This is a genomic window from Frankia sp. CcWB3 (assembly GCF_977927595.1).
On the sequence record NZ_CDWRCK010000061.1, the window covers coordinates 1 to 5,186 of the forward strand.

The 5,186-nt window shown below is 69.2% G+C and carries 5 protein-coding genes; 1 reads left to right on the forward strand and 4 read right to left on the reverse strand.

Features of this window, described 5'->3' with window-relative positions; translation table 11 throughout:
- Positions 1 to 47: 47 nt before the first annotated feature.
- From ACY5KJ_RS07195 to ACY5KJ_RS07205, 3 genes are read right to left on the reverse strand one after another with little or no spacing between them, the layout of a single operon-like run.
- On the reverse strand, positions 48 to 1,667 hold the full coding sequence (locus ACY5KJ_RS07195) for a vWA domain-containing protein (RefSeq protein WP_462188071.1): 1,620 nt from the start codon (positions 1,665 to 1,667) through the stop codon (positions 48 to 50).
- Positions 1,664 to 2,941, reverse strand: a complete 1,278-nt coding sequence (locus tag ACY5KJ_RS07200) for a toxic anion resistance protein (RefSeq protein ID WP_462203033.1) — start codon at positions 2,939 to 2,941, stop codon at positions 1,664 to 1,666. Before ACY5KJ_RS07200 ends, ACY5KJ_RS07195 begins: the two co-directional genes overlap by 4 nt.
- Before the next feature lie 17 nt (positions 2,942 to 2,958).
- Complete coding sequence (locus tag ACY5KJ_RS07205) at positions 2,959 to 3,933, reverse strand: hypothetical protein (RefSeq protein ID WP_462188069.1); 975 nt, start codon at positions 3,931 to 3,933, stop codon at positions 2,959 to 2,961.
- A 299-nt stretch (positions 3,934 to 4,232) separates the two neighbouring features.
- Here ACY5KJ_RS07205 and ACY5KJ_RS07210 point away from each other — a divergent pair, with 299 nt between their 5' ends.
- Positions 4,233 to 4,439 (forward strand): hypothetical protein, encoded by a 207-nt coding sequence (locus ACY5KJ_RS07210; protein WP_462188068.1) that lies wholly within the window; start codon positions 4,233 to 4,235, stop codon positions 4,437 to 4,439.
- A 105-nt stretch (positions 4,440 to 4,544) separates the two neighbouring features.
- Here the strand turns inward: ACY5KJ_RS07210 and ACY5KJ_RS07215 are convergent, their stop codons facing one another.
- The gene (locus ACY5KJ_RS07215) at positions 4,545 to 4,880 is read right to left on the reverse strand and encodes a hypothetical protein (RefSeq protein WP_462203034.1); all 336 of its coding nucleotides are present in this window, start codon (positions 4,878 to 4,880) and stop codon (positions 4,545 to 4,547) included.
- Positions 4,881 to 5,186: the final 306 nt, after the last annotated feature.

Here is a 5,186-nt window from a genome sequence, read left to right on the forward strand (position 1 = left end):
GGGGTGGTGCCGGGCGCGGGAGCCGCGGTGGACGCGGCGCCGGCGGTTCACTGGTAGCCACGGATGTCCTTGAACGCGTCCGCCAGCGACGAGGTACGGGCGTCGAACACCGCGCCGCCGGTGTCGGCGGAGATGTCCCGCAGCGCCGCCGGGTCGGCTTCCCCGAAGGCGATCGTGAAGGTAGGCACGGCACGCGCGGCCGCCGGCAGCCGCTGATAGGAGGAGCGGAAGTCGGCGGCCGAGATACCGGAGTTGTTCTCCCCGTCTGTCATCAGGACGATCGACGTGAGGTAGCCGGGGTCGGCCTCGACGGCCGCGCCGGCGGCCCGGTAGCCGGCCTCCAGCGCCGAGTAGATCGCGGTGTTGCCCTGGAGTTGCAGGCCGTCCACGAACGTGTTGACGCCCGCCAGATCCGCGGAGCCCGGCCGCGGGTCGTTCACGGCGAAGTCCATGGGGTCGTGAGCCCGGCCGGCGAAGGTGATCATTGTGATCTTCTCGCGACCCCGGAACCGGGCGAACCTGCCGGGCAACGTGTCGTCCGCACCGGTGAGCCCGCGCAGCGCCGCCTGGAGCGCCGCTATCCGCGGTCCGGCCATCGACCCGGACAGGTCGAGCAGGAAGATGGCGTGGCTGGGCCGCCGGAACCGGTCGAGGTAGGCGGACAGCAGCTGGTCGGCGACCTGCCGGCTCGCCGGGAAGGGCAGCTCGGTGAGCGTCCGCGTCGGGAACCGGGCGTCCAGCGCCACTCCGGGCAGGGCCGGCCGGCGGCTCGTGGTGATCTGCAGCCGGCGCTGCGTCTGCGGCAGACGCAGCCAGCTGACGACCCGGTCGTAGAGATCACGCTTATCCGGCCGCAGCAGCAGGAGAGGGTAGTCAGAGGTGACGATCCCGTCCCTGGGATAGATCAGCTCCAATGGTTCGCGCAGCCGGTGCCCGGCGTTCAGGGCCAGCAGCACCGACTCATAGTTGATCATGCCGCCGAGAGTGTCCTGGGAGCGGGCGTAGGCGTCGGTCAGGAAACCGGAACTGCCCGCGGTCAGCACCTGGCCAGAGAAGAACGAGGTCAGCTGGGCAGGCCTGATGTCCTGCGGGCGCAGCGCGTCCGAGGTGCCGGCGAGTGCCGCCGCCACCCCGACCAGGGCGGAGAAACCCGAGTTCGACGCCGCGGGATTCGTCATGGCGTAGGAGAGCTGGCCGGCCGCCACCTTCGCGGCGATGTCGGCCCAGGTCACGTTCGGGTTGCCGGTCCAGCCGAACTGCCGGGCCAGGCTGCGCCGGACCCCGAACACCACCGGCGACAGCATGATCGACGATCGCGCGGCCACAGGCGTCGCGCCGGTCGGCAGCAGTCGCAGGTACCGGTCGGAGGCGAACCAGGCGGCGTCGGCCTGGGCGGTGCCCCTGGTAATCGCGTCGGCGCCGTCCAGGGTGCCGGTGTAGGTCAGCCGCAGGGTGACGCCGGTCGCCCGGGTGAGATCGGAGAGCAGCGGCTGGATGTCCTGGAGTTCGGAGCCGGCGAGGACGGTGAGTTCGCCCGCGGATTCGCCGGTGCCGGACCCACCGGTGCCGGACCCGTCCGCCGGTCCTGAGCCTCCGCCCGAGCAGGCGGCCGCGAACAGCACCGTCAGGAGACACACGAGCAGGGCTGCGCGCGGCTGTCGGTTCACCGGCCGCCGCCCGGCAGCGTCAGCTCGCCACCTCCGTCGGGGTACGAGCCGAGTTCGCCGCCCGCGGCCGCGGCCGACCGGTCCAGGTAGGCGGTGGCCCTGCCGATCTCGGTGGACAGCGCGTCCACTGTCGTTCGCATGGTGTCCAGCGCAGCGGCGCGGTAGTCGTCGATGGCGTCGATGGCGGCGTAGATGTTCGCGAAGGCCTGCTGGAGGGCCCGCAGCGAGACGGTCGCCGAGGACGCCTGCCGGTGCACGTCGGCGCTCTGCCGGCGCAACAGCTCCGATGTGCCGGAAATAATCTTCTCGGTGGTGCTGTTCAGGGCCGAGATCTGGTCGAGGACCAGTTTCTGGTCGGCCAGCGCCTGGGCGACGATCACCGCGGTGCGCAGCGCCGACACGGTCGTGGTGCTCGCCCGGTCCACACCCTTGATGAGTTCGAGGTTGTTGCGCCGGAGCAGGTCCAACGCAAGGTAGCCCTGTGCGCCGACGGCAAGCTGGGTGAGCAGGTCCTGGTGCTTCTGGCGGACGTAGAACAGCACATCCCGGCGAAGCTCCTCAGCCCGGTCCGGGTCGGTGCCCGCGAGCGCCGCGATCCCCGTCTCGAGCTCACCGTCGAGTCTGCCGGCGAGGTAGGCGTACTCCCGCAGCCGGCCGATCGTCGCCCACAGGTTCTGCTTCTCCTGCTCGATGGCGGCGTTGTCCCGGCGCAGCTCCTCCTGACCGTGCTGCAGGGAGCGCAGAATCCCGTCCAGGTGGGCCTGCGACGACCGGTAGGAGGCGAAGTAGTCCCGCAGCCGGTTGCCGAAGGGGAGCACGCCGAGCAGCTTTCTGGGGGCGTCGAGATTCTGCCGGGAGGGGTCGAGATCCGCCACGACCCGGCGCAGCTCGACCAGGGACTTCGACACCGCCGAGGTCTGGTCGAAGGGCCCGGAGTTCATCGCCCGGGTGGGCTTGTCGAGCAACCGGTTGGACACCGACGCCGATTCCCGGATCTCCTTCTCCCCCAGCCGGTGCACGGCGGCGACCTTCGACGTGAACGCCGGCGAGTGGGCATCGATGGACAGCAGCGTGCGCGCGAACGTGCCAGCCTGCTCGTCCAGCCGGGCCGCGGCGCCCGGATCGATCGGAACGGCCGGTTCGGCCCGGTCAAGGGGCACCGGTGCCACCGGCTCGGGCGGGGTCAGCACCAGGTCGCCGCCAGGTGCCGTATCGCCAGGTGCCGTATCGCCGGGTGCCGTATTACGGTCGGCGGCCGGCGGTTGCGTGGTCAACCGGGTCTCCCCTGCGCCTAGTTCACAATCTTGTCAATCATGCGTTCCTCGATGGCGGCGGTGGGCGGTTCCACCACGTCAACCAGCGACGGCGGCGGCGTGAGACCCCGTTCGGTGACCAGGCGGCGGCCGTACGCGGCATCCGCGGTACGAAACCCGTGCTGAGCCGCGAGACGCTGCAGCTGCGGGTCGGTGGCGAGTAGCCGCCCGGCGGCCTCGCCATCGGCGGTCAGCGGTACCACCGTGTGCTTCGCGTAGATCGTTGGCTCCGGGTACATGAGGACCATGTCGGGGCTGATGGAACCGTCCTTCGCGAGCTGACGGGCGACAAACTGCGCCTCGTAGATCATGGCCATCGGCGTCTTCCCCATCCCAATGGTGAGGAAGTCGTCGAAGGGTTCCTGGGTGGACTGCTCGACATAGCCCTGCTTGACGAACAGCGGTGCGCAGCGGGCGGCCACCTGATCCGCCGCGGCGCTGTCGGCGACGACGTTGCCGCCGTTCTCGACATAGCTGGCGATCGCCAGGTACAGCGCCGCGGAGTTCGACGTCCGCACATCCGTCGAACTGATGAGCACGGACTTGCCGGTCTCGAAAGCGGTGTTCCCCGGCAGGTCCGACCAGCGGGTGTTCCTACCGACCAGATCGAGGTAGCCGCGCATGTTCAGGACGTGGTGGCCGCCGTCCATCCGCACGACCCCGGCCTTCTGCAGCAGTGACGCGATCGGCTGGAAGGTGGCGATCGCCATCGGGCTGAAGAAGGGGACGTAGGACTTCGTCACCTTCCTGGCGGCCCTGATCCGGTCGGCCTGCGGCGCGTCGGCCGGAAAGGCCAGGCCATAGGAGGTCAGGTCGCGGCTGGTGGCGATCTCCCTGGACCCCGCGGTATCGACCTGCAGCCGGTAGCCGAGCTCCGCGAGCCGGACGCCCACCGCGGGGTCCGCGAAGAAGTCCCGCTTCTCCGAACCGGCCAGGACCCGGACGGTCCGCACGTTGCCATCGGGCGAACCACCGCCGGCGTCGCCCCCAGCCGGGGGACCACGATCAGGGCCACCACCGCGATCACGAGCAGACCGGCCAGCAGGAGCCCGACGGTCCTGCCCCGCTGCGCCGAACGCACCAGCCCTCCGCCCGAATCCCCCGATTGGCCCCGTCTGCCCCCATGATGGTAGATCCCGGCGACACTCCGGTAAACGGCGACGTCACATTGCGGTCGCACGGTGTTCACCGCTCGGCCATCAATTAGTCCCGGTCCGCGTGGGATCTGCGAAGACCCGACCATCCGCAGACGGTGGCCACGCTCCCCGGCGACACGTTCTCGACGTTCAACCCACGCGACCGTTCCCTGGTGACGGTGGATGGCCGCGGCGCCCGTCTGTGGGAGACGAGAGGGGACGAGATCACCCACGCGCTGTGCGGCTCCGTCACGACCACCATCACCGAGGATCAGTGGCGGAGATACGCCCCCGATCTCGCGTACCGGCCTCTGTGCCGGTAACCGCGCACCGGCTGCGCAGCCGGGCGGCGTCGATGCTCGCCCTCATCGGCTCCGGGACCGGCCGGGACCGCGAAACGGCCCCGGCCGGTGGGAGGATTCGTACCCTCAGTAGCTGACGCGAGTCCAGTTGAAGACGCCCGGGACAGCCGGGTTGATCGTGAGCTTCAGGTAGCCGTTCGCCTGAGCGCTGCCATCGACGACAATGCGGGTCACGTTGGGAGCCTGCAGGGTCTTCGGGGCCAGCGGGTGGAGGCCGTAAAGCGGGTCCGTGCTCGTGAACGGGTGGTCAACCCGGAAGTTGTGCGAGTCACCCTGCAGGATGAGCACCGGCTTACCGAAATGCTCGGCGAGGGTCCCGATCCGCTTGACGATGGGATCGAAGCCACTCAGACCGTCTCCACCGGCGGCCAGCGCGCTGGTGTCCCACATATCGGCCTGCATGAGCAGCGCGACCCCCGGCGCCCCGGTCTGGCGTGCGGCGTTGAACGCCTTGTTGATCCACTCAGGGGACGTAATGAAGTAACAAATACGCGATCGAGAGAATCATCGCAGGTCACAGGCCTGTGGAGGGTTCGAAACGCGCAAGTTATTTCATTTCGACTCCTCAAGGTCCGCGTCAAGCCTGGTGGAATACTCGTTCCGCTGCTCCGCGGACAGCGGCGTCACCCCGAACCACGGGACGAGGCCGTTGTTGCTGCCCTGCACGTTAAGGGGACGTAATGAAGTAACAAATACGCGATCGAGAGA

Bases quoted from the DNA above. Each gene is read 5' to 3' on its own strand.
- ACY5KJ_RS07215 (WP_462203034.1), bottom strand. From the start codon at position 4,880: ATGCAGGCCGATATGTGGGACACCAGCGCGCTGGCCGCCGGTGGAGAC.